This is a genomic window from Pantoea sp. ME81 (assembly GCF_903970985.1).
GTDB lineage: Bacteria > Pseudomonadota > Gammaproteobacteria > Enterobacterales > Enterobacteriaceae > Pantoea > Pantoea communis.
On sequence record NZ_CAJCKS010000069.1, the window covers coordinates 1 to 25,671 of the forward strand.

The 25,671-nt window shown below is 53.4% G+C and carries 24 protein-coding genes and 2 pseudogenes; 7 read left to right on the forward strand and 19 right to left on the reverse strand.

Annotated features, from left to right (window positions below; genetic code table 11):
* Positions 1 to 795: DEAD/DEAH box helicase (locus tag H7A81_RS14045; protein ID WP_182057810.1), on the reverse strand; the 795-nt coding region annotated here is incomplete at its 3' end.
* Positions 796 to 907: 112 nt separating this feature from the next.
* Between H7A81_RS14045 and H7A81_RS14050 the strand changes: the two genes are divergently transcribed.
* Positions 908 to 1,459, forward strand: coding sequence for a YbhB/YbcL family Raf kinase inhibitor-like protein (locus H7A81_RS14050; protein ID WP_182057811.1), 552 nt, complete (start codon positions 908 to 910; stop codon positions 1,457 to 1,459).
* Positions 1,460 to 1,495: 36 nt separating this feature from the next.
* On the opposite strand, the gene H7A81_RS14055 is transcribed toward H7A81_RS14050, so the two are convergent.
* Together H7A81_RS14055 and H7A81_RS14060 are read right to left on the reverse strand one after the other, a co-directional pair.
* Positions 1,496 to 2,926, reverse strand: a complete 1,431-nt coding sequence (locus H7A81_RS14055) for a cytosine permease (RefSeq protein WP_182057812.1) — start codon at positions 2,924 to 2,926, stop codon at positions 1,496 to 1,498.
* 209 nt (positions 2,927 to 3,135) lie between these two features.
* Positions 3,136 to 3,411, reverse strand: coding sequence for a VF530 family DNA-binding protein (locus tag H7A81_RS14060; RefSeq protein ID WP_182057813.1), 276 nt, complete (start codon positions 3,409 to 3,411; stop codon positions 3,136 to 3,138).
* Positions 3,412 to 3,520: 109 nt separating this feature from the next.
* Here H7A81_RS14060 and H7A81_RS14065 point away from each other — a divergent pair, with 109 nt between their 5' ends.
* On the forward strand, positions 3,521 to 3,829 hold the full coding sequence (locus H7A81_RS14065; RefSeq protein WP_182057814.1) for a hypothetical protein: 309 nt from the start codon (positions 3,521 to 3,523) through the stop codon (positions 3,827 to 3,829).
* Between the two features lie 3 nt (positions 3,830 to 3,832).
* Here the strand turns inward: H7A81_RS14065 and H7A81_RS14070 are convergent, their stop codons facing one another.
* The 9 genes from H7A81_RS14070 to H7A81_RS14110 form a co-directional block, all read right to left on the reverse strand.
* Positions 3,833 to 4,492, reverse strand: a complete 660-nt coding sequence (locus H7A81_RS14070) for a DUF1345 domain-containing protein (RefSeq protein ID WP_166931067.1) — start codon at positions 4,490 to 4,492, stop codon at positions 3,833 to 3,835.
* A gap of 773 nt (positions 4,493 to 5,265) precedes the next feature.
* Positions 5,266 to 5,436 carry a YlcI/YnfO family protein gene (locus H7A81_RS14075; protein WP_072016996.1) on the reverse strand — a complete coding sequence of 57 codons (171 nt, stop codon included), beginning with the start codon at positions 5,434 to 5,436 and terminating at the stop codon, positions 5,266 to 5,268.
* 110 nt (positions 5,437 to 5,546) lie between these two features.
* Positions 5,547 to 7,193: a thiol reductant ABC exporter subunit CydC gene (gene cydC / locus H7A81_RS14080; protein ID WP_182057815.1), complete on the reverse strand. Its 1,647-nt coding sequence runs from the start codon at positions 7,191 to 7,193 to the stop codon at positions 5,547 to 5,549.
* Positions 7,190 to 8,950 (reverse strand): thiol reductant ABC exporter subunit CydD, encoded by a 1,761-nt coding sequence (gene cydD / locus H7A81_RS14085; RefSeq protein ID WP_255478973.1) that lies wholly within the window; start codon positions 8,948 to 8,950, stop codon positions 7,190 to 7,192. Before cydD ends, cydC begins: the two co-directional genes overlap by 4 nt.
* Before the next feature lie 6 nt (positions 8,951 to 8,956).
* Positions 8,957 to 10,006, reverse strand: coding sequence for a cytochrome d ubiquinol oxidase subunit II (locus H7A81_RS14090; RefSeq protein ID WP_166931061.1), 1,050 nt, complete (start codon positions 10,004 to 10,006; stop codon positions 8,957 to 8,959).
* A 15-nt stretch (positions 10,007 to 10,021) separates the two neighbouring features.
* On the reverse strand, positions 10,022 to 11,464 hold the full coding sequence (locus tag H7A81_RS14095) for a cytochrome ubiquinol oxidase subunit I (RefSeq protein WP_160832922.1): 1,443 nt from the start codon (positions 11,462 to 11,464) through the stop codon (positions 10,022 to 10,024).
* Positions 11,465 to 12,436: 972 nt separating this feature from the next.
* Entirely contained in the window at positions 12,437 to 13,507 is a 1,071-nt protein-coding gene (locus H7A81_RS14100) for a 4-oxalomesaconate tautomerase (protein WP_182057816.1), read from the reverse strand.
* The gene (locus H7A81_RS14105; RefSeq protein ID WP_182057817.1) at positions 13,504 to 14,226 is read right to left on the reverse strand and encodes a 4-carboxy-4-hydroxy-2-oxoadipate aldolase/oxaloacetate decarboxylase; all 723 of its coding nucleotides are present in this window, start codon (positions 14,224 to 14,226) and stop codon (positions 13,504 to 13,506) included. Before H7A81_RS14105 ends, H7A81_RS14100 begins: the two co-directional genes overlap by 4 nt.
* Entirely contained in the window at positions 14,223 to 14,960 is a 738-nt protein-coding gene (locus tag H7A81_RS14110; RefSeq protein ID WP_182057818.1) for a PIG-L deacetylase family protein, read from the reverse strand. The genes H7A81_RS14105 and H7A81_RS14110 overlap by 4 nt, the downstream gene beginning before the upstream one ends.
* Positions 14,961 to 15,089: 129 nt before the next feature.
* Between H7A81_RS14110 and H7A81_RS14115 the strand changes: the two genes are divergently transcribed.
* The 4 genes and pseudogenes from H7A81_RS14115 to H7A81_RS27680 form a co-directional block, all read left to right on the forward strand.
* Positions 15,090 to 16,319 (forward strand): LysR family transcriptional regulator, encoded by a 1,230-nt coding sequence (locus H7A81_RS14115; protein ID WP_182057819.1) that lies wholly within the window; start codon positions 15,090 to 15,092, stop codon positions 16,317 to 16,319.
* 236 nt (positions 16,320 to 16,555) lie between these two features.
* Positions 16,556 to 17,932 carry an aromatic acid/H+ symport family MFS transporter gene (locus H7A81_RS14120; protein WP_182057820.1) on the forward strand — a complete coding sequence of 459 codons (1,377 nt, stop codon included), beginning with the start codon at positions 16,556 to 16,558 and terminating at the stop codon, positions 17,930 to 17,932.
* A 10-nt stretch (positions 17,933 to 17,942) separates the two neighbouring features.
* Entirely contained in the window at positions 17,943 to 18,923 is a 981-nt protein-coding gene (locus H7A81_RS14125) for a VOC family protein (RefSeq protein WP_182057821.1), read from the forward strand.
* A gap of 472 nt (positions 18,924 to 19,395) precedes the next feature.
* Positions 19,396 to 19,635 (forward strand): annotated as a pseudogene (locus H7A81_RS27680) (deaminase); the annotation flags it as partial.
* 79 nt (positions 19,636 to 19,714) lie between these two features.
* Here the strand turns inward: H7A81_RS27680 and H7A81_RS14135 are convergent.
* Complete coding sequence (locus tag H7A81_RS14135) at positions 19,715 to 19,924, reverse strand: glycine zipper 2TM domain-containing protein (RefSeq protein ID WP_034823502.1); 210 nt, start codon at positions 19,922 to 19,924, stop codon at positions 19,715 to 19,717.
* A gap of 318 nt (positions 19,925 to 20,242) precedes the next feature.
* Between H7A81_RS14135 and H7A81_RS14140 the strand changes: the two genes are divergently transcribed.
* Complete coding sequence (locus H7A81_RS14140) at positions 20,243 to 20,443, forward strand: hypothetical protein (RefSeq protein ID WP_097117132.1); 201 nt, start codon at positions 20,243 to 20,245, stop codon at positions 20,441 to 20,443.
* 15 nt (positions 20,444 to 20,458) lie between these two features.
* On the opposite strand, the gene H7A81_RS14145 is transcribed toward H7A81_RS14140, so the two are convergent.
* From H7A81_RS14145 to H7A81_RS14170, 6 genes and pseudogenes are all read right to left on the reverse strand, one after another.
* Entirely contained in the window at positions 20,459 to 21,049 is a 591-nt protein-coding gene (locus tag H7A81_RS14145; protein ID WP_182057823.1) for a TetR/AcrR family transcriptional regulator, read from the reverse strand.
* A gap of 78 nt (positions 21,050 to 21,127) precedes the next feature.
* Positions 21,128 to 21,679, reverse strand: a pseudogene (locus H7A81_RS14150) (cytochrome b).
* On the reverse strand, positions 21,679 to 22,722 hold the full coding sequence (locus H7A81_RS14155; protein WP_182057824.1) for a catalase family peroxidase: 1,044 nt from the start codon (positions 22,720 to 22,722) through the stop codon (positions 21,679 to 21,681). Before H7A81_RS14155 ends, H7A81_RS14150 begins: the two are co-directional and overlap by 1 nt.
* Positions 22,723 to 22,943: 221 nt before the next feature.
* Entirely contained in the window at positions 22,944 to 23,810 is an 867-nt protein-coding gene (locus H7A81_RS14160) for a DeoR/GlpR family DNA-binding transcription regulator (RefSeq protein ID WP_182057825.1), read from the reverse strand.
* A gap of 164 nt (positions 23,811 to 23,974) precedes the next feature.
* Positions 23,975 to 24,922 carry a D-ribose ABC transporter substrate-binding protein gene (locus tag H7A81_RS14165; protein ID WP_034823484.1) on the reverse strand — a complete coding sequence of 316 codons (948 nt, stop codon included), beginning with the start codon at positions 24,920 to 24,922 and terminating at the stop codon, positions 23,975 to 23,977.
* Between the two features lie 69 nt (positions 24,923 to 24,991).
* Positions 24,992 to 25,671, reverse strand: a 680-nt coding sequence (locus tag H7A81_RS14170; RefSeq protein WP_182057826.1) for an ABC transporter permease, incomplete at its 5' end; no start/stop codon positions are given.

Genomic DNA, 25,671 nt, shown 5'->3' on the forward strand with positions numbered 1-25,671 from the left:
CAGTGTGGCATCCTGCACTGAACGGCTATCGGGGTGCTGCTGAATATCCGTCATATCTTCAACAGGCACGCGGATGGTGAGCTGCAATGGACGCTGTGCGGCCGGATTCACGATCAGCGTTTCGCGCCCCCCACCTAGAAACTGTGCGACGGCCTCCGGCGGTTTTACCGTGGCGGAGAGGCCGATACGCTGCGCAGGGTGCGTTAGCAGCGTATCCAGCCGTTCAAGGCTGAGCGCCAGATGCGCGCCGCGTTTGCTGCCCGCGATGGCATGTACTTCATCAACAATCACCGTAGAGATGCCACGCAGCGTGTCGCGGGCTTTTGATGTCAGCATCAGAAATAAAGATTCGGGCGTGGTGATCAAAATATCCGGTGGGCGACGCTGTAATTTTGCCCGCTCGCTGCTGAGCGTATCGCCCGATCGCATGCCCACCTCCAGGGTGATCTCGGCTTCACCGCGTTTGCGCCGCTCTTCAGCCACCCCCGCTAAAGGCCGTTGCAGATTGCGCTGAACATCCGCCGCCAGCGCTTTCACCGGAGAGAGGTAAAGAATGCGTGTTCTGTGACTTCGTTCGGGGAGATCTTCGGCGCTGCGTTCACGAAACAGGGCATCAATCGCATAGAGAAATGCCGCCAGCGTTTTACCAGAACCGGTGGGCGCAATCACCAAACAGTTCTTACCGCTCGAAATGGCCTGCCAGGCTTCATGTTGTGCGGGCGTCGCCGCTTTAAAGGTGTCGCGAAACCATTTCTGCGTGGCGGCGGTAAACAACGCGAGTGAAGAGGCTGGCATCCGATGCTCCTGCGTTTCAAAGAGGACATTCAGCAGTGTAGCCTGCGGCATGAATGTGATCAGGTTATATACTTGATGTTTTGGCTGATTTTTTCATCAACAGGAGTGAGAAATGATGATGTTCAAACGCGCACTATTATTGGCGTTGCTTCCGGGAAGCGTGCTGGCTGCCCCGGTCTTTACGCTGCAATCATCGGATTTTAACGACAGTGCCATGCTGAATAAAACCTTTGCAGGCAACAACAAAAGTAACCCGTCATGCACCGGCGACAATGTATCTCCCGCTCTAAGCTGGTCAAATGCACCGGCCGGCACCCGTAGCTTTGCGCTGATGCTGACCGATCCCGTAGGAGGAAAAGGCTTAGGCGTGACACATATGGTGGCCTATAACATCGCGGCGGATCGCACGCAGTTTGCGCAGGGCGAATTAAGTAAAGGCGAAGGATACACTGGAGGTAAGAATTCGCCGGGCACCACAAGTTATTACGGTCCATGCCCACCAGTGGGAAGTGGCATACATCATTATAACTTCGTGATGGTGGCAACAGATTTGCCGGTAAATCAATTGCCTGGCGGACTAACACATGATGAGTTGATCGCCAAATTGAAAGGCCATACCTTGGGGGCTGCCACCATTGTTGGACGATTTACCAACGATAAGTAAGTCATACGGCCGCCTGAACAGGCGGCCGTGACAACGTCACTCTGCAGGGTAGATCGACTCCGCCAACGTGCCCCGACGATCCAGTCGGCGTGCGGCTAACCACAGCAAGGCGGTGACAAACCAGCCAATAATCCACGACACATCATTGCCTGCAAATATCCAGGTTAATGAGCCATGGTGCAGCGGATTATCAATAAACGGCAGTTGCACCATCACACCCAGGAAATAGACCACAATTCCTGCCCAGTTCCAGCGTCCATAACGACCATCAGGCTGTGAGAGTGCCGGAATATCCACGCGCCCTTTGGTGATGAGATAAAAATCGGTAAGGCTGATTGCGCTCCACGGAACAAAGAAGGCCAGCAGGAACAACAGGAAATGGGTAAACGACTTGAGGAAGGCCGGTTCACTGATCAGGGCGATGATGCAGGCAATCGTGACCATCAGCACCACAAACAGAACCCGACCACCACGGCTGAGGGACGTTTGCTGCCGGAAGCCTGACACGATGGTGGTGAGTGACATAAAGCTGCCGTAAGCATTCAGGGTAGTGAAGGTAATCTTGCCAAAACAGATAGCAAAGTAGATCACTATTGCCATGGTCGCGCTACTGCCCAGACCCACGATATATCCCACTTCATTACCGGAAAACGCTTTTCCGGCAATCGCCGCCACAATCACGCCCAACGTCATTGAGGCTTGGGTGCCTAAAACGGTGCCGAAAAACACCGAGCTGAACAGCTTCTTCGCCGATACGTTGGCCGGCAGGTAGCGTGAGTAATCAGAGACATACGGGCAAAATGCTATCTGCCAGGAGGAAGAGAGCGAAACGGCCAGAAGAAAATTGGCAATGGTGAAGTGCTGATTTTGCCATACGGCGGACAAATCATGCGTGGAAAGCAGGGTGATGAACAGATAAGCGAAGGCCAGCACACCGATCACACTCGCCACTTTTCCCAGCTTGTGAATTACCCGGTATCCGAGCACCGCAATCACCACAATGATGGCGCTAAACAGGATCATACCCGTCGCGTTGCTCACATTAATCAGCTTTGCCAGTGCCTGACCGGCCAGCACGGTGCCACTTGCCGAAAATCCAACATACATAATGCATACCAGCAGCAGCGGGATCACCGCACCAAACACGCCAAACTGCATGCGACTGGTGATCATCTGCGGTAAGCCAAGACGTGGGCCCTGAATGGCATGCAACGACATGATGGCGGCACCAATAATCTGGCCCACTAACAGGCCCACAAGCGACCACACCACATCGCCGCCCAGCACCACGGCGAGCGCACCGGTGACAATGGCGGTGATTTGCAGATTACCGCCGAACCAGAGTGTGAACTGGCTAAAAGGGTGGCCATGGCGTTCGCGGAGCGGAATGTAATCGATGGAGCGGGTTTCAGACAGGCGCTGGTTTTCTCTGCCTGAATAATCGGCTGCAGGTGATTCGGCTGACATAGTTTCCTCGCTGAAACAATGAACGCAGTGCGTTATGTTATTTTTGTTTATCAGTTGTGTTTGCAATAGGCGATACATGTATATACATGTATCGATATTGTCACGCGAGAAAAGAAGTTACAAGGCAGCCTGTCATTGGAAAATGTGATGACGCTGGCAAGGTTGTCATCAAAAGGAAAGGGTGAAGAGAGGGTAAGCCGCTGTGATTATTAGTGGCCCTGGGTCCAGGGATTAAAATCGCTGTCAGCTGAATTTTGTGTGTCGGGTTCATCCAGAGAATCCAGGTACAGCGCTTCCACTTCAGCACGCGCCCATGGAGTGCGACGCAGGAATTTGAGGCTGGATTTTACGCTGGGGTCGTTTTTAAAGCAGTTAATATTGATGAGTTTACTGAGTTCAACCCAGCCATAACGCACCACTAACGCATTAACAATCATTTCCAGCGTCACGCCGTGCAGGGGATCTTTAGAAGAGTGAGGGGTCATATTACGTCCTAATTTGCAGGCGGATGATTGGCGGGCAAGATTACAAGAAAGCCGTGCCAGCAGCAATGGTGTAGACTTGAGCTTAGCCATTTACTGAGGAAATAACGCGATGAGCGATAAGAAAATGATTTCAATCGACCAGTTCAATGAAGCTGAGCGAAGTGAAGTGGATGAAATCTTCAAAGGGTTAATGGAAAAACATCGCCAGCGCAGTGGTAAAGAGCCTGATGCGAAAAAAGAGAAAGAATATACCGCAGATGCGCGTCAGCAAGTCATGACCAGCAAGCTAGCCAAAGAAAAAGCCAAAGTGGACAAAGCAAAGAAAACACCTGCGCGCCGCAAGAAACCTGAAGCGCAATCTGCCAGCGAAGTCAGTGACTTCAACTGGTCTGCCTCAATTAATAAAGGGCGTCGTTAAGCGTTAACTCAGCAATCCGGCGCCCACATTCACCGACAATCCCAGAATGGCCAGATTGAAAATAAACGAGATCACCGATTGCAGCAGCGCCAGCTTGCGCATTTCGGTGGTGCCCGTTGCCACATCAGCGGTCTGTGATGCAACCGCGATGGTGAATGAGAAATAGAGAAAATCCCAGTATGCCGGTTCGTCCGGTTTTTCCGGGAATATCAGGGGCGTGGCATTTTGACTGCGATGCAAATAGTGTTGATGCGCATAATGCATGGCAAACGAACTTGGCAGTAATGCCCATGAGACAATCAATGTCATGGCCGTCAGCAGCAGATGTAACACGCGTGGTGTGCCGGTGAGATGTTTGAGCGCCGGCAGTTCGCTCATGATTGCTACGATGCTGATCATGCAGGCCACAATGACCATACCCAAAACTAACGCAGCGCTCTGATCTTGCATCTGAGCGATACGTTTGATCTCGCCAGCATCGGTACGCAGCATGCGAAACCAGATAAACCACAGATAAAGCCACGCCAGCACATTCCAGCCAATCAGCACGCGTTGCAGTTCTCCCAGTTTTGCAGGCAGTAAGAAATAGCAGACGACCCCGGCAACAATCGATATCAACAGACGTAGCCGCGCGAACAGATGTGTGGTGAGCGAAAAGGGCATGATGTTTTTTTTGCTGGGGTTTGAATCAGTTAACTGTAGTTGATGGCAGGAAAAACGCCTGAGATAGCTGTTAAGAATCATATCGGGATTTGAATGATTGTCGGCTTAGGACACTGGCTGAACGCTGCATTCTCTGACGTCGCTACGTGAATTCTGAGATTTTGTGTGAGGGATTATTGCCAAAGATTGGCGTAGCGACGCCTTAATTTGGCGGCATTTTAAACGATTAATGAAGGGTGTATTGATAACTTAGCTATGCTTATCAGGATGAGAGTGAAGATAACTCTACATTGAAGATCACATACAGGGTGCCTTCATGTGTACTAGTCTCATACGAGCGAGCAGTTTTCATGAGTTAAGCGGCATGGCCCATGTTGAGCCATTTACGATATGAACGGCTGAGCAGAGTGGAGGGTTCGATGACAAGTCAGGAACGGAAGTCGTTTACGTCAGCATGGGGCGCTGGCAATTCACAGCAACGCAATCAAATATCAGTAGGAGATAGCCCAGCGGAGTCTGGAGTGCGCAATCCGATACTTTATTTAACATAATATACATTATCCGTACTTTTATTATCTGGCTAAATTATGGTGACCTCCCGGGAAATACGTGCGTTTTGTTGAGCTGGATGTGCTCTATAGCGTTCCACTAATGCGACGGTTTCTGGCATCGGACACATGCCTGAAATGAAAATTTGAAGCGTCAAATCAGATGAAGTTTCCCGTCCGCGACACGTCAGCGATGATGACCTGCCACCGACGGGAAATGATGAATTACTTCTTTCCGTTGCCGGCGTCCCGCGCTTTCAGACGGCAGGCTTCGACAACCCACGCCGAGAAGTTTTGAATGTTTTCGCTCTTCATACTCTCTTCAATTTGATCAATCAGCAGATGTGGAAAACGAATATGCTTTCGTCGGGTTTTGGAGTTTGTCATTTTATCCATGGTGATCCCTGGTCAGTTGTCTCACAAGTTTATTTTTGTATTGATTAAGCATCTGCTCAGATTGCCCCTAAGCAGATGTAAATAAACCAAAAAACAGATCCCTGCTCTTGTTATTGTTTATCGAGCAGTAACCGACTGTCCGCGAGGGAAAGTGGCTGGATCTGATGGGTCACCAGCAGCGTGGTTTTACCCTTAATGAGTTCTTTCAAGCAGTTAAGTACTAATTCGGTATTTACTGCGTCTAGCCCTTCAGTGGGCTCGTCCAGCAACACGATCGGCGCATGGGAAAGAAACGCGCGAGCAATCCCAATCCTGCGGGCCTGACCACCAGACAGACGCCCTCCTAACTCTCCCACCAGGGTGTCGAGTCCCAGAGGAAATGCGCGGACTTCGTCGTCTAAAGCGGCGCGCGCCAGTGCATCCCATAAAGCCTCGTCATCCGCATCCGGTGCAACCAGGCGCAGGTTGTCTCGAATCGATGCGTTGAAGAGATAGGTTTTCTGGCCAACCACCGAGATCATCTGACGCAGTGTATCTTCAGAAAGCGCCCTGACCGGACGACCGCCGATAGACACATCCCCTGCTGTCGTTTCCCAGAATCCTTGCATCAGATTCAGTACGGTGGTTTTTCCTGCTCCGCTGGGACCTAAAATCGCCAGACAATGGCCAGCCGGCACGGTAAAGCTCAGCTTATCCAGTACCTTAGGCGCATCAGGCGTGTAACGCATTGTCACGGCCGAAAATGACAACTCGCTGCTTTCCGGTATCGGGCTGGTTTCAGGCAGGACAATCGCCGGTGTCAGCTCCGTCATGGAGAACAGACGGCGTGCCGCTGCGCGCGTAGTGCCAAGGGCAGCAAAGGCAGCGGGCAGCCCGGCCACCGCTTCAGTACTCGCCAGTACGGTGAACAGCAACATCACGATTTCACTGGCAGAAATGCCGGTTGCATGGTCAGTGTTAAATAACAGGATAAAGGCGAAAAATAACCCGAGCTGTCCCATTAAGGCACAGATCGCCCCGCCGCTGGCGCTGATCCAGGCTTGCCGACGCTGTGCGCTGATCAGTTGCTGAGAAAGCTGGCGCAGATGATCGGTTTGATGACTAACGGCTCCGACCATCTGTAACTCTGCTAATCCACGCACCAAATCGGTGGATGCGGCCTGAACGGATGAGCGCACGGTAGCGATCTGGTTGCCACAGGCTTGCGTCAGTGAGGCCACAATCCACGGCACGACCACGCCCGCAAGTATCAGCACCACCGCATCAATCAAGGCCACTGAAGGTGAGAACCAGCAAATTCCTGCCAAAATGATGAGCGACGAGATCAGCCCTGCGATGGCCGGCGTCAGAATGCGCAGATAGAAATTGTCGAGGCTATCAATATCAGCGCGAAAACGCGCCAGCACATCCCCATCGCGAAAATCCTGCAGTCGCGCAGGCGCAAGATGGGCTAACTGCTGATAGAACCAGACACGTAAAACCGACAACAAGCGCAAGGTTGCATCGTGCGTCACTAATCTTTCCAGATAACGCGCGAAGGTACGCAATACCGCGAGGCCACGAATCGCCGCAGCCGGAGTGAAAAACTCCAGTGCCAATGAGCCCACGCCCGCCAGCGCCATGGACGTAATAAACCAGCCTGACAAGGCAAGCAGTGCCACGTTGGAGAGAATCACAATCACAGAGAGCAATATTCCCACCGCCATGCGGAAACGCCATGGACGCGCCAGGCGCAAGAGATGGCAAAGATCCTTCATGCGAGGTCTCCTGTTTGCAGACGCTCGAGTTCAGCGAAGACGCCAGCCTGATCGCGCAATGCTTGCGGCGTCCCTGCTTCAACCACACGCCCTTTCTCCAGCACGATAACGCGGTCGGCCGTGGCGGCAATCTCCGTATCGTGGGTGATGATCAAGCGTGCACTGTTCGGTAATGTGTCACTCAAGGCGGCAATCATATTCTGTGCCGTCTGGCGATCCAGCGCGACCGTAGGTTCATCAAGTATCACCACCGGTGGCGAAATCAATACGGCGCGGGCCATTGCAATACGCTGAATCTGCCCACCGGACAGCCCTTTTCCACCATCACCCAGGCGGTAATCATATTGCGCCGGCAACGAATGGATAAAAGTGTCAGCCTGAGCCAGCTGTGCCGCTGCTTCAACCTCTGCCTGGCTGATACCCGAACGCGACAACAGAATATTTTCCGCAATCGAACCGGCAAACAGAGTGGGTCGCTGCGGGAGCCAACCAATCTGTTGCTGCCATGCAGGAAGATCTAATGAAGAAAGATCCTTGCCATCAATGACGATGCGTCCTGAGTTGGGCGCGATAAAGCCCAGTAGCATTCGCGATAAGGTGGTTTTACCGGCACCGCTGGTGCCGACGATCGCCAGTGTTTCCCCGCTACGTAGGGTCAGGGAAACATCGGTAACGCCGCCGCCCTCCGCATACTGATAGCTCACCCCTTCAAGACTGATTTCACGCGGTTTCACCGGGAGCGCGTCATTACCCTGTGACGATTCCGGCGCTTCAGCATTCAGGATCGCCAGTAGACCTTCCGTCGCGCCAATTGCATCCATTCGGGCATGATAGTGCGTGCCCAAATCACGCAGCGGACGGAAAAATTCCGGTGCCAGCAACAAGGCAAACAGCCCCGGCAGGAAGCCCATTTCGCCATAGAACAGACGGAATCCAACATACACCGCTACCATCGCGGTGCTGATGGTGGCAAAAAATTCCAGCACCAATGATGAAAGGAATGCCAGTCGCAACACCTTCATGGTGGTCTGACGATAGCTGTCCGAGATCGCTGCGATGATGTTCGCTTGTCGGCGTGCAGCATGGGTCTGGCGTAACGTTGTCAGGCCAGCAATCACATCAAAGAAGTGCGCACTCATCAGGCTGAGTTTGTGCCACTGCTTCAGGCTCATTTTCTCCGCGCCCTTTCCTACCACGATCATGAACAACGGCACCAGTGGCGCGGTGATCAACATGATCAAGCCAGAAACCCAGTCAAAAGGAAAAAGCGCCACCAGAATGGCAAGCGGCACAATGCCGATGATGATTTTTTGCGGAAGAAAACCGGAAAAATAAGCTTCGATAGCTTCGACGCCTTCGCCAAGGGAGCTGGCGATACTGCCCGTACGTTGATGCTGGCTCCAGGCGGGACCCAGTGTGGCGATGCGGTCTAACAACATCCCGCGCAATCCCTGACGGATACGTGCGGAGGCTTCAAACGCAAAACCCTGGCGCAGGATATCGATACCCGCGCGCAGCAACATCACAACCGGCAGCAATAAGAGATAAGGCAATAGCGCGGTGAAGGTTTTACCACCGAGGACGGCGTTGCTGATTAGCCAGGCTAACAGCCAACACTGTGCAATCATCAGTATGGCATTGAGCGCCGCCATACTGATCGACAGTGAAAATAAACCGCCCGCCTGGCGGCGCAGGCTCGAAAGCCAACGTTCCGCCAGGCGGGCTGCCATTCCACTTGGAGGGGAACTAGCAGACATGATGTCTTAGTGTCCCCCGTGACCAACCAGCTTGGAGATACGGCCGCGGAATACCCAGATCTGATACCAGTTGTACATCAGCATTACCGGAACAAAACCGCCCATGGTCATGGTGAAGGTAATCAGCGAAACCTGAGGGCTTGCGCCCGCCCAGATGGTCCAGGTGCCTGGCACGATCCACGGGAACATGGTCAGTAACATACCGAAGCCCAGAATAAATGCCGCGCCATTGAACCACATCACCGCTGCAAAATCTTTGTCCTTCAGGGTGTCACGACGCACCTGATCAATACAGACCAGAGCGATTAAGCCAAACAGGCCCCAGATCCAGAAATGCGGACCAAACCATTTCGCACGTGCCCAGTCGAAGATCACCGCACTCCACACCCAGGTAATCACCACGGCAGCGATGGCCAACCAGAAAATCACGGCGGTCCAACGTGCTGCATCCTGACGAATCGGTTCATTTTTCTCGAAGCGAGCACGTACGAACAGCACGCCAGCCAGCGTCATGGCGACACAAGAAGCTACACCGGTCCAAATGGAGAAAGCAGAGATGAAGCTAAATGCGCCGCCCACATAGGTTGGAACCCCTTGAGCTGGCGAATCCATCTGGAAACCTTGCAGCAACGCGCCAACGCTCATCCCACCAAAGAAAGTCACCGCGAGGCTGGCGACACCGAAGATGCCGTCAGAAAACTTCTGCCAGAATGGCGAAGCCAGGTGACGAAACTCCAGTGCCACCGCGCGGGACATAATGCCCCACAACACCAGCGCCATTGGCACCATCAGGTAGCTAAATGCCGAACCGTACACAAACGGGAAGGTGCCGAACATAATACCACCGGCGACGATCAGCCAGGTTTCGTTGGCATCCCAGGTGCCGGCCATCGCCGACATAATGGCACCACGTTCATCATGGTCGCGGACGAAGAGCGAGAAGATCCCCGCCCCCAGGTCGGCACCATCCAGTGCGATATATAAAAGAACGCTGATACCAAACGCTAACCACCAGGCGATGATCAGGAAGTGCTGAGTCGAATTAAGCATGTCCATGGATTTATTCTCCCATCAAACCGGACGGATATATTCAGGATGGTCAGCATGACCACTGGCAGGCATTTCAAGGTGACCCAAATGCTCATGCCCCTCGCCCGGTATTTTGCTGGTCAAATCAGGACCAATACGCACCACTTTCGCCAGGAACCAGATGGTGCCCGCGACCACAGCCGTTTCAAAGATGGCAAAGCCCACCAGCCAGAAGATTGCCAGACCCAGGGTCATTGGACTCATACCGTCTTCGGTGCGCATCAGGCCATAAACGATCCACGGCTGACGGCCAATTTCGCGCGTCCACCAGCCCGCAATCACTGCGATATAAGGCAGGATTACCATGATAACGGCCAGCGCCAGGAACAGCTTATTACGCGGAGCCAGCTCAGCGGTCATGCGACGACGTGCAATCAGCCAGACGCCCCAGAGGCTCACCAGCAACATGGCACCCGCAGCACCTGACATGGCGCGGAAGGCGTAGAATGGCAATACTACAGGCGGTTGCTGATCTTTCGGGAAGCTGTTCAGGCCCGTTACCGTACCGTTCCAGGTTTTGGTTTCAATCAGGCTTAAACCGTGCGGGATATCGATAGACCATGCGAGGCCCGTGCCTTCTTTGTTTGGCCAACCCAGGATGTGCCAGGCACTGTTGACGTTACCCGCAGAATCATAAGTATCGTAATGCCCTTCCATCGCTGCCAGCGCCGCCGGTTTATGTTCCAGCGTGGCTTCACCCAGCACATCACCCATATAGATCTGAACGGCGGCGACCACGGCCAGCGCCATCAGTGAATACTTCAGGGGTTTCAGGAACAGATCAACATGACGTTGCTTGAGAACATACCAGGCGCAGGTCGCCACCACGAAGCAGAGCGAGAGCTCGAAGCTTGCCAGCAGCATGTGCGGGAAAGCACTGCGCGCATTCGGGTTAAACAGCGCGGCCAGCCAGTCAGTTACGATGAAAATACCGTTATGCAGTTCAACACCGGTTGGCGTTTGCATCCAGGAGTTAGCCACCAGGATCCACATCGCAGAAAGTGTAGAAGAGAGCGCCACGTTAAAGGTCGCAAACAGGTGCATCCCTTTGCTGATCTTGCCCCAGCCAAAAATCATCAGTCCGATAAAGCCGGCTTCGTACATAAAGGCGGTGATGGTCTCATAGCCGAGCACCTGACCAAAGAACGGCCCGGCAGCCTGCGAGAAGCGACCATAAAGAATACCAAAGGCCATTTCCATGGTGACACCGGTTGCCACGCCAGCACCGAAGTTAACGATAAACAGCTTTTCAAAGAAGCGACACAGGCGATACCACTGCTCATCTTGCTTCCTGACCCACATCAGTTCAGAGATGAACAACAGTGCAGCCAGTCCAATGGTTAGCGGGGGAAAAATGATGTGAATGGATGAAATTAGCGCGAAGTCAATACGCGTGATCAGCGATGTAAGATCGTTACTTAGCATGACTATCTTCTTTTTTTGAGTGACCGAATTAGTTAACGGCAATCCAGCGCCGTTTCACATGTTATGAAGTGAGATGAAGCAAGCTCTTGCATAACAAGTTGAAATCGGTGCCGCACTGTCGTCTTTCTCTTAACTACGAGCAACAACCACAGTTTAATTTCCAGACAGGTGACGTCTGGGAAATAGGATATTCACTTCGGCGTTCGTTCCGGAGAAAGAACGGGAAAATAAATCATGATTGTTAACGAAATGTCTGTCGATAACACTTGCAGGCGTAGGTATCGACACGGCTCGTAATAAGAATTTTTCTGTAAATTATTCTATATTTTCGTTTACACAAAGGCATCCTAATTAAAGGGGTAACTTGTAACAAAAAGAAAAAAATCGCTGTATAAATGAATGATTTTCATGTGAATTAAATGTAACTCGATGGTTAATTAACGAGGAATCTTTGATTTTAATCAACTTAATTCAAGGTTTTAGCGTGGTTTTGAGCGTTAATTATGATGCACTGAAGAGTGAAAGAATCGGTGCGCAGCCCGTAATGATGCGATTATCTTATTATTTAGCAGGGTTACAATTACCGTAGACATAAGCTCAACATCAATAATACGTAATTTTAACAAGCATTGAGTTATTGTATTTTAATAACAGCCGGAATGATTTAATTTAACAAACCAAATACAATTATCACTTTCAGAACACTTAATTTCTGCGCCATTAAATCTTTAAAAATTTTTGTATTAAATATACCGACTCGTAACATTAAAGACACACCGTGCGCACACTTGTCACATTAATAATGAATCTGGCGGCATTTATTTAAGGCAAATGAGGAGTCTGGTCAGGCAGTGTGAGTGGGAGCACGCAGTCACGCGTGGAAACGAAGATTTTGGCAATCGAATGAAGAATGCCGACAACCCATAAGGTTGTCAGCAACGGAGAACGTCAGCGTGCAGGGTAATTCGTGTTTTAGAGTGAGCCTGGAATGGCGACCCGCCCGTCGAATAACAAGCGTGCCGTGCGTATCAGGCCGCTTTGCGTCACCTTCCCTGCCTCATCACGGGTCAGCATCACGCTAAACTCGCCGCTGGGATGCTCTACCGCCAGACGCTGCTGCCTGGTATCGGTAATCTGCGCGATACCCTGCGTCACGGAACCGGGGATCAGGCAGGCTGTAGCCACACTCACCGCGCCCAGTACGCCTATAGAGGCGTGACAGCGATGGGGAATAAATGTCCGCGTGGATAGCGCACCGCCATTAGCGGGCGGCGCAATCAGGGTCATTTTCGGCACGGTTCGTTTCGTCACATCTCCAAGGTTCATCAGCGGACCTGCTTGTAAGCGGATGGACTCCAGACGCGCTTTTAACTCAGCGTTACTCTCCAGCTGTTCGCGAGTCTCCTGTCCAGTGCATCCCACATCCTCAGCACGCAGGATCACCACAGGCATACCGTTATCAATGCAGGTCACCTCAATCCCGTCAAACCGATTACGCGCCTCTCCGGTTGGTAACAGCGATCCGCAGCTGGAGCCTGCAATATCCTCGAATTGCAAAATTTGCTCTGCGCCAAAACCGGGCACGCCGTCTATCTGGGTCTCGCCCTGATATTCCACCGCGCCATCGGGCGTGGCAAGTTGCGCCACCGCGATTTGCCCGGTGTTGACCATAAAGATGCGCACGCGCGTGATGTCGCCCTGTGCCCTTATCAGGCCCTTCTCAATGGCAAAAGGCGCCACGGCGGCGAGGATATTGCCGCAGTTCTGTCCATAATCGACTACTGCTTGATCCACGTTAACCTGTGCAAACAGGTAATCGATATCCGCATCAGGCCGCGTGGAGGGAGAAATTATCGCCACTTTACTGGTCAGCGGATCAGCCCCACCGATGCCATCAATTTGACGGGGATCGGGTGAACCCATGACGGCCAGCAACACGCGATCTCGTTGCGGTCCCGCTTCTGGCAGATCGCTGGCCAGGAAACAGGCGGCTTTGGAGGTGCCGCCTCGCATTAAGACACAGGGTATCAGCGTCTGTTTCATAGCGAACTCTTTTGCAGGGCATCCAGAGAATCCACGTAGCGCAATCCCTTTTCCGCTAACGCGCCACGCATCTGATAAATATCCAGCCCGAGTTCCCCGGCAGCCAGTCTTACTCGTTTACTCTCCTCATTGGTGACCCGCTGTTGGGTGGTCTCGGCAACAGTTTTCGCATCCGCTCGCGGCACAATCACCACGCCGTCGTCATCGGCAACCACTATATCGCCGGGATAGATCAGCTGGCCTGCACAGATAATCGGCACGTTCACCGATCCCAGCGTAGCTTTTACCGTTCCCTGCGCGAATACCGCACGTGACCAGACCGGGAAACCCATCTCACGCAGGGTTTGGCTGTCACGGATACCGATATCGCCCACCAGCGCCACTACGCCACGCGCCTTTAATGAAGTGGCCAGCAGATCACCGAAGAAGCCGTCATGGCAATCCGAGGTCGGCGACACCAACAGCACATCGCCCGGCTGGCACTGTTCCACGGCCACATGAAACATCCAGTTATCACCGGGAGAAACCAGCACCGTGACTGCACTGCCGGCTATCGCGACACCCTGCTGGATTGGTCGTATCCGCACATTGAGTAGACCTTGCCGCTGTTGCGCTTCGTGGACGGTCGCGACACCGGCACGGGCAAATTGTGCAATCAGTGCAGAATCGGCCCGCTCAATCTGCTTAACAACGATGCCTTTCTGATTGACCGCAATCATGAGAGATCCTCCGTCACCCGTGGGAACAGACTCTGATAGCCTTCGCCGTGGGTGATGACGCGCGTGGATGCAATCCCTGTGTTGCGTTTGGCCTGCACACCGCGCTGTAGCGCCACGCGCGTGTAGTATTCCCACAGGTGTTCCTGCCCGGCCATGCACTGAATCGCCTGATATTTCTTGTCCCAAACCGAGGTGATATCCAGCAGCACATCCGGTTTCCACAGGCATTGTTCAGGCTGATGCGGTTCAAAACAGTAAACCGGCGGTGCACCGATAATCGGTTCTCCCGGACGATACCCCTCTGCCTGCGCAATGATGCGTGCTTCCTGGGTGAGATTGGCCGCCAGCGGATGATCGTAGTTATAAGGATCGGCAATCGAATGCGTCAGCACAAAGTGAGGCTGCACGCGGCGAAACACATCGGCGAGGCGAAACAGCGTTTCCTTATCCGCGCGAAGGGGATAATCGCCGAGATCGAAGAACTCAATGCTGGCACCTAACACATCCGCGGCCCGTTCGGCCTCGGCCTGACGATGCTGCTTGACGGTCTGCTCGGTCATATTGCCTTTGCGCCACAGTTTTGCCGACTCACCGCGCTCCCCGTAAGAGAGGCAGACGACGTGCACGTCATAGCCGCTCGCACTGTGCAACGCGATGGCCCCGCCTGCGCGCCAGACAAAGTCAGCGGAATGGGCACTGACCACCAAGGCACTCTTTTTCACTGCGTTTTCCATTATGTTCCCCTGCTATTGCGTTTTTTTCATCCTGACACGCACCACCGTGACCGAATAATGCCTTTCATTGTGCGAGCTATGATTTTTATTTATGTTGTGATCATTATCAGAGATTCAGGGGCAGAGGGCATGCAGCAACAGGAAGACACTAATCACATTAAAATCATGCAGCTAAGGTCACTTTGTATGATTGCAGAACGTGGAACCGTCTCGGAGGCTGCGGAAGATTTATTTCGCACGCAATCGGCGGTGACGCGATCGATACGTGATCTGGAACACACTCTCGCCACGCCTTTGTTTGAACGTCATGCCAGCGGGATGCTGCTCACCGAGAATGGTAAATGTGTACTGCCCCGCGCACTGCGTGCCCTCCAGGAACTCAAACAGATACCTGCACTTCTCGCTCGATTTAAACTGCGCGAGTCCATGCGGGATGACGCCGAACCGATTTGGTTGTTCAACGTCAGGCGCCTGCAGATATTTTTAAGGCTGTTTCATTTGCAGCATACGCAAAGCGTGGCCAGTTCGCTGAGCATCAGCCAGCCCGCCGTCAGTGCCGCGCTAAAGGTGCTGGAGAAAGGGGCCAATATCGTGCTGTTCCAGCGCTCGCCGCGGGGCATGCAGCCGACAGCCGCCGCGCGTGAAATGGCGCCACATATCAGCCGCGCCCTGAATGAAATTCGCCATATCCCGGAAGATCTTGCCGCCCAGCAAGGTGTTCTGCAGGGCACCGTTCATATTGGTGCCCTGCCATTGTGTCGTAGTGTGTTATTGCCACGCGCGATTGCCCGTCTGGTGACGGCACATCCGGCGATCAAAGTCGTGACCAATGAAAGTGCCTTTAGCACGCTGATTACCGAACTCCGGGCCGGCGACGTTGATCTGATTGTCGGGGCTTTGCGTCATGACAGCAACGTTACTGATATCGATAATCGACGGCTGTTCAGCGAAGAACTTGTGCTGCTCGCCAGGCCACAACATCCGTTAGCCGGTCGAACGTTAAGCGCTGCCGATCTCGCCGACACACAGTGGATTTTTCCGCGAGAAAACAGTCCGGCCCGACATCTGCTAGAGCACGCCTTTGCGACGCTGGATATTCCGGTACCCAAACCGGTGGTTGAGAGCGGTGACCTCGCCATCGTGCGCGGCTTATTAATGGACTCAGATATGGTGGCGGCGGTGTCATGGCACCAGCTGGAGTACGAATTGAAGTCAGGTGTGCTCCAACCTCTGTCCTTCACCCTACCCGATACGCGTCGTGATATCGGCATCACGTTGCGCGCGGGTGCGCTGCATTCCCCGGCTACATTGGCGCTGATTGAGTGCATCAGCGCCGAAGCTCATCCATCAGCGACCTAAACGAAATTCATACAAAGATTGTACGCCGTTTGCGCTTAAGGCTTTTCCATCAGGCAGCACAAACCCGCATTTACACCGTGGATTATGACAACTCGCTCACAATATAAACGTAACTCATACCGCTAAAAGCCTTTTTTGACAGACAGCCTGCCACACGGTGCTTACCGTGGAGCTGGAAGAGTTAATCATGACTTGTCATTCAATAGACTTTGCGTGCCCGAAGAGAGAGCGAACGTATGAATACAAATAAGCTGGTCGACATCAAAGCCTGGATTGATTCGCGACCCATTTCCGCCTTTCAGTGGCGCGTGTTATTCCTCTGCCTGATCATCATTATGTTCGACGGTTACGATGCTGCCGTGATGGGATTTATTGCGCCTGCGCTGATTGAGCAGTGGCATATCTCTCGCGCCGCGATGGGGCCGATCCTTGGCGCGGCGATGTTTGGCGTGGCGATTGGCGCATTGATCGCGGGTCCCTTATCCGATCGATTTGGCCGAAAAAAAATCATCCTGCTCGCGGTTATGATGTTCTCCGCTTTCAGTCTGATTTGCGCTTTCGCCACCACGCCGCTGCAAATGGCGATGATGCGATTCATTGCCGGGCTCGGGCTGGGCGCGGTCATGCCCAACTGCGTCACGCTGCTGGCAGAATATATGCCTGAGCGTCGTAAGGGCGTGATGATTACCCTGATGTTCAGCGGCTTTAATATCGGCTCCGGTCTGGGGGGCTTTATCGCGGCCGCGTTGCTGGCGCACTATCACTGGAATGCGGTGTTGATTTTCGGCGGTGCACTGCCGCTGCTTATGTTGCCCTTATTAGGTTATCTGCTGCCCGAATCTGCGTTAAATTTGGTGGTGCGCCGGGCACCTCGCGCGCAGATTGCTGCGCTGCTTAATCGCATGGGCGGCCAGTTTCAGCAGGATACGGCGTTCGTGCTCAACTCTCCCCGGATCAATCGCAACAGCACCATCTCCCAGCTCTTCCACCACGGTTTTGCTCGCGGCACGATCATTTTGTGGGTGACATACTTCATGGGGCTGTTCGTGATTTATCTGCTTAACGGCTGGCTGCCGACCATTATGCGCTCGGGCGGTATTTCCCTCGAACAAGCGGCGATTCTGGCGGGGTTATTCCAGCTTGGCGGTCCGCTGGGCGGTATTCTGGTCGGTGCATTGATGGATAAATGCAACGCCAGAGTAGTGATTGGCGTGGTCTATCTGCTGGGTTGTCTCTGCTTGCTAGCACAAGGCATCTTCGCGTTTTCCGGGGTGGCGCTGGGCGTATTCATTTTCATTATCGGCATGTGTATTAATGGCGCACAGAATGGTCTACAGGTGTATTCCCCTGCTTATTACCCTACCGAAATGCGCGCCACCGGCGTGAGCTGGATGCACGGCATAGGCCGTACCGGTGCGATTCTCAGTTCTTCGATTGGCGGCTTGCTGATGGGTGCGTTCCCGGCGCAGTCGGCGATTTTCTTTATTCTCGCGCTACCCGCGTTACTGGCTGCGATCAGCATTGTGCTTCATCGCAATGTTTCTCTGTCTCTGAAAATAAAGGGCGCAGCACTGGATGACCTTCCGGCGCTGTCACAAACCCTCAATAAATAGGAATGGCATCATGACATCTCAACTTTCTGAACCCTGCTTCGATATTGCGCATCTGGCTCACGTGGAGCTTTACACCGACAAGTTTGAAGAGAGCCTCAACTTCTTTGTCAATGTCTATGGCTTGACGGTCACCGCACAGGACAACGATCACGCCTGGCTGCGCGCCTGGGATGATTATGAGTTTCACAGCCTGAAGCTTACGCGTCATCATACGACCGGCGTGGGGCACATTGCCTATCGCGCCGCTTCACAGGCTGCGCTGGAACGGCGTGTTGCGGCGATTGAAGCCAGCCCCTATGAAGTGCTTGGTTGGGTCAACGACGATCAGGGGCACGGGCAGGCATTTCGCTTTACCGATCCCTTTGGCCACATTTTTGAGATCTATTACGACACGGTCCGTTATCAGGCACCCGATGACCAACGCCCGTCGCTGAAAAACCTGTCTCAGCGTTACCATGCGCGTGGCGCCTGTCCGCGTCGTCTGGATCACCTCAATCTGTTGGCTGCAGATGTCAGTGAATTCAAGCGCTTTATGGAAACCTGCTTAGGCTCCCGCGTCACAGAGATGATTCAGCTGGATAATGGGCGGATTGGTGGCTGCTGGTTCACCGTCAATAATAAAACCTATGATTTGGCCTGTACTGAAGAGCACGGTGGCGGCAATGGACGTTTGCACCATGTGACCTACGCCACCGATACGCGAGAAGACATACTGCGCGCGGCCGACATCTTCCTGGAAAATGGCGTGCATATTGAAACCGGCCCACACAAGCATGCCATCCAGGGCACGTTTTTCCTGTATGTCTGGGAACCGGCGGGGAATCGCGTCGAGCTGGCCAATTCCGGGGCCCGATTGATACTCGCGCCAGACTGGCAGACGGTGGTCTGGACGGAAAGCGAACGCAAGAAAGGCCAGGCGTGGGGCCTGAAAACCATTGAGACGTTCCATACTCATGGCACACCGCCGATGCCCAAACCGCAAAATCATTAACCCTTCTACAGAACATCGGATAGCGATGCTGTCCGATGCGTCATTACTTTTCTCCATAGTTATCAGTGGAAAAAATCACAGCACAGCGCTTATCGCTCCTCTAGGGTAAATCTCCCCTACAAGGAAAACATAATCGATGAGCCTCATGACTTCCGGCAACCGCCGAGACTTTCTTTCCGCTGGCATCAAACTCACGGCGGCAGGTACGCTGCTCGGTGCCGGATTAAGTAGCCGTAACGCTGCGGCCACTGCCTGTCCCCCTGAAAACCTGATGCAGATCGACGTTAGTCACTATCTATTACGCAATGTGCGGCTGGAAGAAGCCTTTGTACGTCACCACGACGTGATCACCGCGACACGCACAGGTTTGTATGATATCGAAGTGAACGGCGCGACTATCGCGGGTATCCACGCGGCAGGTTTCAGCAGCACCCTTCCCGCCTGGGATGCGGCGGGCCATATTCTGCTGCCTTATGCGCAGTTGTATCGTGGCCCGGATGAGTTCTCATTGAGTCGTGCATTGGGTATCGCCACCCATGAAGTGCTGCCGCTGAATAGCCAGGGTGAACAACAGTGGCCGAAGGCGCAGGATAGCGCAACGATGATGTTAGTGGCGGCGAGTTGTTCTGCTGAAGCGGTGGCGCATGTTGCACCCGTGATAGCAACCTTCCATAACGGCAAACAGGTATTTGGCCAGTTAAAGAAAATCTAATCGGGGAATAAAACGAAGGTATAAAAGTTATTATTTCGTCGCGCATTGAGTGCGCGACGAAATAGATCAGCAGGATGAATCAACGACTCACTTCATGACCAATCAAGCCACCGATGGCTGCACCACCCAGCGTACCAAAGGTACTGCCGCCGGTTAATACCGCGCCACCCACAGCACCAACACCCGCACCAATTGCCGTATTACGACCACGATGCGACATGCCACAAGCGGTAACTGATAAACAGACTAAAGCGACAATGGCGATACTGCAGCTGCGTTTTAAAAGCATCGAAATCCTCATTACCATTAAAAAATGGAATGCAATTGTTTTTAATTTGATTGTTGTTAAGACACCAAATCGTTGGCGACTTGCACTGCTCGTCGGCGCTAATTTAAGAGGATTTGTGAAACGACGAAAGGTAAAAATTCCTATTTTCAGGCGGTACTGGCGAAGCGGTGAGAAAGCGCGCGAAACGCCCCTACCCGGCCTCTCACGGAGGTTTAAACCTGCTGTGCTTTACTGCAAATCCATCCCTTGACTGCCAGCCTACCAACTAGTAGATTAATATTTATTCGGCTGACCTTAGCAACGATTTCAGGGGGCATTGTGAGTGTGATTCATTTTCCTAACCAATATCCTGACTGCCGTCCTTCAGATTGTGAATCAACGCAAGCGGATAAACAGAATGTTCGCGAATTTGCGTTGAACATTGCTGCGCAATTACGCAACGATCCTGAATTAAATAAGCAGGCACCTTATCTGGTGGATAAAGTGATTCTGTTGTTGATGAAAGAGTCGCGAAGATAAATGGCCGCAAAGCCATTAAACGGAAATAACCAGACTGTTAAGCACCGGTTTAATCATGGGTAAGAACAGTTCGGGGTTATTAAACGCGCGCGCGGCAATCATCGCACCATGCACCGTCGCCATCAGCGATTTGGCCTCCATTTCCGCCCCTTCACGCAGAATAAACACCCCGCGCTTTTCCCCCTTCTGCAACACACCGGCCAGCCACGCGGACAGATCGGCGAAATGTCCGGTGACTTGAGCCGCCACCTCTTCCGGTAAGGTCGGCAGCTCCACTGCCAGCATCACGCAAATACAGAACGGTGAGCTGTTTTCCTTAATGCAGGTTGCCCAGAAGTTCACATATCCGTTCAGCTCAGCCAGCGGATCATCACTGAAATGCTCACTGGTCGCGGCCATACCGGCACGCGCTTCCTGACGATAATCATTGACCACCGCCAGCACCAGATCGGCTTTGCCCGGAAAATGATGATGAATACTGGCTTTACGAATTTGCACGCGTTCTGCCAAATCGGCATAGCTAAAGCTTTTATATCCGCCGGAGGTGAGTAGCGCACGGGTGTGGTTAATGATTTCAGTGGCTTTCGGCGAACGTTCGACGGTCATGCAGGGCTCCGGCAGCAAAGATGAAATGGCTGCAAATCAGTAAATTGGCACTGAACCTACTGACCTGCAGCCGGGATGTCAAGGCGCTTCAGAACGCTTACGGCGGCCGGTCATACTTCTGAATACGCCATCACGTAGAATCAGCGCATGGAACAACGCGGTGGCAAGATGCAGCATCACTGTGATGAACAAGGCTAGGGCCACCCAACTATGCAGCGGACGCAACCAGGCATACAGATCATTACTGATTGGCGTGATGGGGGGCAGCACCAGACTGCCTCCCAGACTGATTGGTTAGCCTGCCGCCGACAGCATCGCCCAGCCGATAAGAGGTTGCGCAAGCATCATTGCGTACAACGCCCAATGCGAAAGGTGTGCCAGCGCTTTTTGCCCGTTTGATAACGTCTCCGGCAAGGCCGGTTTGGCGGTGGTAAAACGTAGCCACAATCGCACCACCACCAGCAGCAATATCATTAAGCCCAACGGCTTATGGATCGCCACGAGCAAGCTGTGCAGTGACGAGACGGTGGCGACCATGGCCACGCCGATAAACAGCATGGTCATAATAGCGGCAGCCATCAGCCAGTGAATCGCGCGCAACGCCGGATGGAAAGTCTCTGTGTGTTTCATCAGTGTGCTCCTGCCTGTTCACGGGTACGGGCGTTGTAGGATTTGGCATAAGCCGATGAACGTGCATTGAGAATCGGATCATCCGAGGCGGTGATGCCCTCGGGCAGAATCAGCGGATCGTAATTGATGTCGTTACAGGCGCCCTGCTGCTGTGGCGTGGTTTGGTTAATGGTCAGGGTTCCCGCATTGATGGTCTGCCGGTCCGCTGGCCAGGCAATTGAGGCATCGCTGCTTTTATCCTGCGCGTCTGCGACAGTGATAATCAGATCCCACTGCAGCGGCCCTTTCGCAAGACGCTGTTGCAGATCGTTCTGCAGGAAGTCGCTGTCATTCTTATCGGCGGCATTGATTGGCTGATACTCGCTGTGCGGCACCATACTCCAGCGCACCACATGGCTCTTGCCGGCCGAATCAACAAAGTTGAAGGCATTAAGGCTGTTGTAGCGATCGCTAGCCCAACTCGAGGAAGGCACATACCGTTGCGCCCAGCCGAAGAACGGTTTGATTTCGGGATGCTTTTCTACAAAGGCCTGAATTTTCGCGGGATCGGGTTTGCCTGTTTTGGCATCCGGCAGCGTGGCGATTTGCAGGTCGTAAAACCCTTCGACGCTATTCACCGGAAATATCGGCATGGCATTCATCCCGGTGCGCCATTGCTGACCATCTTTTTGATAAAACGCTAACGCCATGCTGCGCACCGGCACGGCATAATCCGGGGCGTTCGGATTGCCACCGGCAATAGCAAAGCGCCCGATCACCGGGGTTTCGCCCGGTGCAAACAGCCCGGCACGCGACAACACGCTGGCATTGCCGTTAGCGGCAAAGCTGCCGTTTATGCAGACGCCTTTGGCATGATTGCGTCGGTAGCCGGGATGCTCCCCGCCTGATTTTTGTAGCACGGTAATGAGCTTATCGGAGGTCAACTTATCCGGTGTTAACCAGCCGCCAGCCCAGAGAAATAACGCGATGACGATCAATGGTACCACTGCAATAGCGGCCAGACGGGTGAGTGTCTGGCCGGTCGTAAGAGAAGGCTTGTTCATAGATTCGCTCAACATGGCATAAATTAAGACAAGGCAGTTACCCGAGCTGAATGATTAGCGCGTGGCAATCAATTGCACCGTCTTCGTTCACGGTGGTAGAGCAACCAATCTACTAGTAGGTAGATTATATTGTCAAACGCATTTGTACAGGCCGATGCACCACTGTCGCAGCCGACAGTGAGTGCCTCAGGTTATCTGAGGGAATAAATTCGCAGGGATTATCAGACTTCTTCGCGTGTGGTCATGTGGATCTTCATCGGCGCAACAACGACGTTCACACCCAGATCCTGCATCCGTCGCAGTATGGGCACCGGCGTACCCTGGTTGACAATCACCACATCGAACTCGCTGAGATGGGCAAAACGATGCAGCGCCCGGCGTTCAAATTTGGTGTTATCCATCATCAAAATACGTTTCTGTGCAGCATCAAACATCGCTCGTTTGGTTTCGACGGTTTCCGCTGACTGATGAAACACCGTGTCATCAATGATCGCTGACATACTGACGAAGAACACATCGGCGCGCAGACTGGCAATTTCTTCTCGCGTCATGCGGCCCATAAACGCATTGCACCAGTGATAAAACTGACCGCCTAATCCCATCAGCGTGATATCGCGCCCGTTGCGCAACTCATTCATCAGCGTCAGTGAGTTGGTGATCACCGTTAACGGGGCGCGCGCGTGTAACAAGCGCGCCATCTGCAATACCGTGGTGGAATCATCGAGGAAGATCGCCTGTCCTGGCTCCAGGTAAGCGGCCGCCACCTCAGCGATGGCTTGCTTCTCTTCCAGTTGACGCGTAGCGCGGTAGATATCGCTGGACTCGACCAGGCTGGTTGGCGTGGCGGAGACCACCCCACGCGATTTATGCAGCAATCCGCGTTCGACCATCTCATCAATATCACGGTGCGCGGTCATCAGACTGATGCCGAAACGGTCGGTAATATCTTCAATGCGAATAGCGCCTTCTGCCATCACGGCTTCCGCGATCAACTGGCGTCGCGCCAACTGCCGCGCCTGACGGCTGTCGCTGGGTAAGGGTTCGGCCATGAAGACGTTGAGAGAAGAGTCCTGCGGGTTGTGCGCCATATTTCGTCCAGAAAGTGATGCAGAAATGCGGGTTCCAGGTGATTACAACGCGGAAACGCGCCTTTTGCAAATGGTGTGGTGTTTGGACTCACAAGAAGGGTTACAGCGACGCACCGGAGTGCGTCCGCTGAGCAGTATGCGGCCCGAAAGCCGCACGTCATGCATTACTGCTTCAATACAAACGGTGATACGAAATTGCCCGCGTTCTCTTTGGTGATCAAAATGCAGTCAAACAGCTGTTTTTCCGATGCTGCGCCGGTTTTGCCGGTTTTCAGGAAACTATCGGCCTGCTCTACCGCTTTCTGCGCGAACTGCGCCACGGGCTGCATCACGGTATACGCCAGCGTACCGGCTTTTACGGCATCAACGGCATCCGGCGAGCCATCAAAACCACCCACTTTGATCTGGTTAAGCTTACCGGCTTCTTTCAACGCGGCAATCGCCCCCAGCGCCATTTCATCGTTGCCGCTGATCACGCCTTTGATGTTTGGATTAGCCTGCAGCAGTGACTGCATCTTGTTGAAGCCCTGGGTACGGTCCCAGTTGGCGACTTCCTGACCCACTTTCTTCAGCGTCGGGTACTGTGACAACACGGTATCAAAACCATTGGCACGCGTTGCCGCGTTGTTATCGGATGGCGGGCCCACTAATTCAACATAGTTGGCGGTATCGCCTACCTGTTTCACCCACTCCATCGCGCCCACCGCCGCGCCCTGCGCATTGTTAGAAACCAACTGCGCTTTGGCCAATCCACTCTGATTCAGCTCGGCGTTAATGATAAACACCGGGATGTTGGCCGCGATGGCTTTTTTCACTGAACCGACAGAACCATCGGCGTTAGCCGGATCAAGAATAATCGCCTTGGATTTGTTGGTGATCGCCGTATCAATCAGCTGGCTTTCGGTGTTGGTATCACCTTTGTGCGCGCTGACTTTTGCGCTGTAGCCAAGTTTTTCAGCGGCTTTTTGCGCGACCTGACCTTCTGTCAGCCAGTAAGGGTTGGATGGATCGTTGACGATGATGGTCATCAACCCGTTATCCGCCCAGGTCGGTGCAGCGAAGGTGGTGATCGCCATCGCTGCGGCAGCAATAAACAGACGTTTTGTGAACATAGGAGCTCCGTTATTATTTAGGGTACAGGTTTTACGGATAACCGCGCGCTGCCAGACAGCGCGCGTGAGTTAGCGACTGCGTTTGCCGTATTGCAGGGTGTTGAGCAATACCGCCAGCACAATCACGGCGCCAGTGAACACCGTCTGCCAGTAGGCAGAAACGCCGATAATCACTAAGCCATCAGAGAGAAAACCGATTACAAAAGCACCTAGCAGCGTGCCGCGCACATTACCGCGACCACCGGTGAGGGCCGCTCCGCCAATCACCACCGCAGCAATCGCGGTCAGTTCATAGGTGGTACCTGCCGTTGGGCCAGCGGAGGTGAGCTGGGAAGAGAGCACCAGCCCCGCCATCGCGGCACAGATACCCGACAACACATAAACGCTGATTTTGATACGTTTCACCGGTACGCCGGAGAGATCGGCGGCGCGCTCGTTACCACCCGAGGCATAGAGCCAGCGGCCAAACGCCGAACGACTCAGCAGGAAACCACAGGCCAGTGCTACCACACCCAGCACCAGCACACCGACCGGGATATTGAAGATGCGATTGAAGCCGAGCCAGTCAAAGCCGGTGTTGCCTAGCGCATCACTTCCAGAGAGTTTGTTGTAGGTCAGACCATTGGTGATCAGCAGGGCAATACCGCGTGCCACATACATGGTGCCGAGCGTGGCAACAAACGCCGGAACGCGGAACCAGGCGATCAACACGCCATTGACCAATCCCACCAGCGCGCCAATCACCAGCG

What these genes read in the sequence shown, in the direction of transcription:
- H7A81_RS14050 (WP_182057811.1), top strand. Translation starts at nt 908, where the DNA reads ATGATGATGTTCAAACGCGCACTATTATTGGCGTTGCTTCCGGGAAGC.
- H7A81_RS14055 (WP_182057812.1), bottom strand. Translation starts at nt 2,926, where the DNA reads ATGTCAGCCGAATCACCTGCAGCCGATTATTCAGGCAGAGAAAACCAG.
- H7A81_RS14060 (WP_182057813.1), bottom strand. Translation starts at nt 3,411, where the DNA reads ATGACCCCTCACTCTTCTAAAGATCCCCTGCACGGCGTGACGCTGGAA.
- H7A81_RS14065 (WP_182057814.1), top strand. Translation starts at nt 3,521, where the DNA reads ATGAGCGATAAGAAAATGATTTCAATCGACCAGTTCAATGAAGCTGAG.
- H7A81_RS14070 (WP_166931067.1), bottom strand. Translation starts at nt 4,492, where the DNA reads ATGCCCTTTTCGCTCACCACACATCTGTTCGCGCGGCTACGTCTGTTG.
- H7A81_RS14075 (WP_072016996.1), bottom strand. Translation starts at nt 5,436, where the DNA reads ATGGATAAAATGACAAACTCCAAAACCCGACGAAAGCATATTCGTTTT.
- cydC (WP_182057815.1), bottom strand. Translation starts at nt 7,193, where the DNA reads ATGAAGGATCTTTGCCATCTCTTGCGCCTGGCGCGTCCATGGCGTTTC.
- cydD (WP_255478973.1), bottom strand. Translation starts at nt 8,950, where the DNA reads ATGTCTGCTAGTTCCCCTCCAAGTGGAATGGCAGCCCGCCTGGCGGAA.
- H7A81_RS14090 (WP_166931061.1), bottom strand. Translation starts at nt 10,006, where the DNA reads ATGGACATGCTTAATTCGACTCAGCACTTCCTGATCATCGCCTGGTGG.
- H7A81_RS14095 (WP_160832922.1), bottom strand. Translation starts at nt 11,464, where the DNA reads ATGCTAAGTAACGATCTTACATCGCTGATCACGCGTATTGACTTCGCG.
- H7A81_RS14100 (WP_182057816.1), bottom strand. Translation starts at nt 13,507, where the DNA reads ATGAAACAGACGCTGATACCCTGTGTCTTAATGCGAGGCGGCACCTCC.
- H7A81_RS14105 (WP_182057817.1), bottom strand. Translation starts at nt 14,226, where the DNA reads ATGATTGCGGTCAATCAGAAAGGCATCGTTGTTAAGCAGATTGAGCGG.
- H7A81_RS14110 (WP_182057818.1), bottom strand. Translation starts at nt 14,960, where the DNA reads ATGGAAAACGCAGTGAAAAAGAGTGCCTTGGTGGTCAGTGCCCATTCC.
- H7A81_RS14115 (WP_182057819.1), top strand. Translation starts at nt 15,090, where the DNA reads ATGCAGCAACAGGAAGACACTAATCACATTAAAATCATGCAGCTAAGG.
- H7A81_RS14120 (WP_182057820.1), top strand. Translation starts at nt 16,556, where the DNA reads ATGAATACAAATAAGCTGGTCGACATCAAAGCCTGGATTGATTCGCGA.
- H7A81_RS14125 (WP_182057821.1), top strand. Translation starts at nt 17,943, where the DNA reads ATGACATCTCAACTTTCTGAACCCTGCTTCGATATTGCGCATCTGGCT.
- H7A81_RS14135 (WP_034823502.1), bottom strand. Translation starts at nt 19,924, where the DNA reads ATGCTTTTAAAACGCAGCTGCAGTATCGCCATTGTCGCTTTAGTCTGT.
- H7A81_RS14145 (WP_182057823.1), bottom strand. Translation starts at nt 21,049, where the DNA reads ATGACCGTCGAACGTTCGCCGAAAGCCACTGAAATCATTAACCACACC.
- H7A81_RS14155 (WP_182057824.1), bottom strand. Translation starts at nt 22,722, where the DNA reads ATGAACAAGCCTTCTCTTACGACCGGCCAGACACTCACCCGTCTGGCC.
- H7A81_RS14160 (WP_182057825.1), bottom strand. Translation starts at nt 23,810, where the DNA reads ATGGCGCACAACCCGCAGGACTCTTCTCTCAACGTCTTCATGGCCGAA.
- H7A81_RS14165 (WP_034823484.1), bottom strand. Translation starts at nt 24,922, where the DNA reads ATGTTCACAAAACGTCTGTTTATTGCTGCCGCAGCGATGGCGATCACC.